Annotated in this window: 4 protein-coding genes; 1 reads left to right on the forward strand and 3 read right to left on the reverse strand. The window is 64.2% G+C overall.

The annotated features are described in order from the left end of the window. Positions 1-10: 10 nt before the first annotated feature. Complete coding sequence (locus ACO6D5_RS29955) at positions 11-358, reverse strand: RnfH family protein (protein ID WP_088588314.1); 348 nt, start codon at positions 356-358, stop codon at positions 11-13. Continuing rightward, the gene (locus ACO6D5_RS29960) at positions 348-782 is read right to left on the reverse strand and encodes a type II toxin-antitoxin system RatA family toxin (protein WP_006223413.1); all 435 of its coding nucleotides are present in this window, start codon (positions 780-782) and stop codon (positions 348-350) included. The genes ACO6D5_RS29955 and ACO6D5_RS29960 overlap by 11 nt, the downstream gene beginning before the upstream one ends. 165 nt (positions 783-947) lie before the next feature. Between ACO6D5_RS29960 and smpB the strand changes: the two genes are divergently transcribed. Further along, positions 948-1,421, forward strand: a complete 474-nt coding sequence (smpB, locus tag ACO6D5_RS29965; protein WP_006223414.1) for an SsrA-binding protein SmpB — start codon at positions 948-950, stop codon at positions 1,419-1,421. Positions 1,422-1,423: 2 nt separating this feature from the next. On the opposite strand, the gene ACO6D5_RS29970 is transcribed toward smpB, so the two are convergent. Beyond that, positions 1,424-2,016 (reverse strand): GGDEF domain-containing protein (locus ACO6D5_RS29970; RefSeq protein WP_485827419.1); only part of this gene is annotated, 593 nt, incomplete at its 5' end.

Raw genomic sequence — 2,016 nt, forward strand, 5'->3', positions numbered from 1 at the left:
CACGCGCGCCCTAGAGCAGCCCGGCCGGACGGACCCGGCCGTTCCTGGCTGTCTTGGACCGGCGGTGTTCCGCGCGGCGGCGACGCGATTCCTTGGGGTCGAAGCTCAGCCCCCGGTAGATCTCCACGCGGTCGCCATCGGCCAATCGCGCCTGCGGCTCGGTGGCCCGACCGAATATGCCCACGCCGCGCGCCCACGGCTGCACCACGGGGAAAGCCTCGGCAAATCCGCTGGCGGCCAACGCATCGGCCACCGTCGCGCCCTCAGGCAACTGGACCTCGCGCAGCCACACATGGCCCGGCAAGGCATAGCAGACGCTGATGTTCAAGCGCGCCGCGCTACAGGGTTCATTCCCCATACTTGGCCTGCGCCCGCTTGGTGAAGGAATCAATGAAGCTGGTGGCGATGCGGTTGAACACGGGGCCCACCACCATTTCCAGCGCACGGTTGGAAAACGCGTACTCCATGGTGAACAGCACCTTGCAGGCGTCTTCCGCCAGCGGCTGGAATTCCCAATGCCCGACCAGGCTGGAGAATGGGCCGTCGACCAGTTCCAGATCGATCCGGTCGGGATAGACGTGGGTATTGCGCGTGGTGAAGCGCTGCTTCATCCCCGCGAAACTGATCAGGATAGAGGCCTGCATGCCGTGTTCGTCGCGGGTCTGCACCTCGGCGCCGCCGCACCACGGCATGAACTCGGGGTACTTTTCCACGTCGGCGACCAGATCGAACATCTGGGCGGCGCTGTAAGGCACCAGGACGGATCGTTGTACTTTGTGCATCGACTATCGCAAATGGCTAGAATGGCAAGATTTTACCGGCACCGCATGACCTGGGCCTAATAACGGGAAAAGCAAGCGCGCGGCACGCCGGACGGCATGTCCACCCTGCCCCGCCCGTCAGCCTCCCCGAAAAGACCCACAAAGCCCCCAGGCAAAAAAGGCGTTATGAGCATTATCGACAATCGCAAGGCCACGCACGACTATTTCATCGAAGACCGCTACGAAGCCGGCCTTGTCCTGCAAGGCTGGGAAGTCAAGGCGATCCGCGATGGCCGCGTGCAGCTCAAGGAAAGCTACGTCATCGTACGCGATGGTGAGCTGTACCTGCTGGGCATGCACGTCAGCCCGTTGCCCACGGCGTCCACCCATATCCACCCCGATGCCATGCGCACGCGCAAGCTGCTGCTCAAGGCCGAGGAAATCAGCAAACTCATCGGCAAGGTCGAGCAGCGCGGCTATACGCTGGTGCCGCTGAACCTGCACTACAAGAATGGGCGCATCAAGCTGGACTTCGCGCTGGGCCGCGGCAAAAAGCTGTTCGACAAGCGCGACACCGCGCGCGAAAAGGACTGGCAGCGCGAGAAAGAACGCATCATGAAGCACGACACGCGCGCCCCGCGTAAAGACAAGGACGACTGACTTCAGGCGGCGGCCGGCAAGGCAGGATGCTCGGGCTGCCCGCCCGGCCCCACGATGCGGTTGCGTCCGCTCGACTTGGCCGCATAGAGCTTGCGGTCCGCCCGTTCGAAGAACACCTGCAGGTTCTCGCCGGGCATCCATTCGGCCACCCCCGCGCTGAACGTGTATGAAATGGTGCTGCCCCCGTGCGAGCAAGGCGTGCGCCGTACGGAATCCAGCAGCCGGGCTGCCACTTCCATGACCGCATCGCTGCGCATGTCGGGAAACAGCACACCGAATTCTTCCCCGCCCACGCGGCCGACGTGGTCGCCCGTGCGCAGCGTCGCCCCTGCCAGCAGACCGAAATGACGCAGGACCGCATCGCCCGCCGCGTGGCCATGCGTGTCGTTGATCCCCTTGAAATGGTCGATGTCCAGCAGCAGCAAGGTCAATGGCCGGCGCGTGCGCAACGCCTGCGCGCAGTAGCGTTCCGCCTGCATCCACCACGCCTTGCGCGACATCAGCCCCGTCAGGAAATCGGTGTTGGCCTCCTGCTCCCGGTCCGCCAGCATGCGGTCGTGGATGATCATGATGGTGCCCAGCGTCAGGCAAGGCA

This window comes from Achromobacter sp. (assembly GCF_057314935.1).

Excerpts from the sequence above, each read along its gene's own strand:
- ACO6D5_RS29955 (WP_088588314.1), bottom strand. The coding sequence starts at position 358 with ATGGGGAATGAACCCTGTAGCGCGGCGCGCTTGAACATCAGCGTCTGC.
- ACO6D5_RS29960 (WP_006223413.1), bottom strand. The coding sequence starts at position 782 with ATGCACAAAGTACAACGATCCGTCCTGGTGCCTTACAGCGCCGCCCAG.
- smpB (WP_006223414.1), top strand. The coding sequence starts at position 948 with ATGAGCATTATCGACAATCGCAAGGCCACGCACGACTATTTCATCGAA.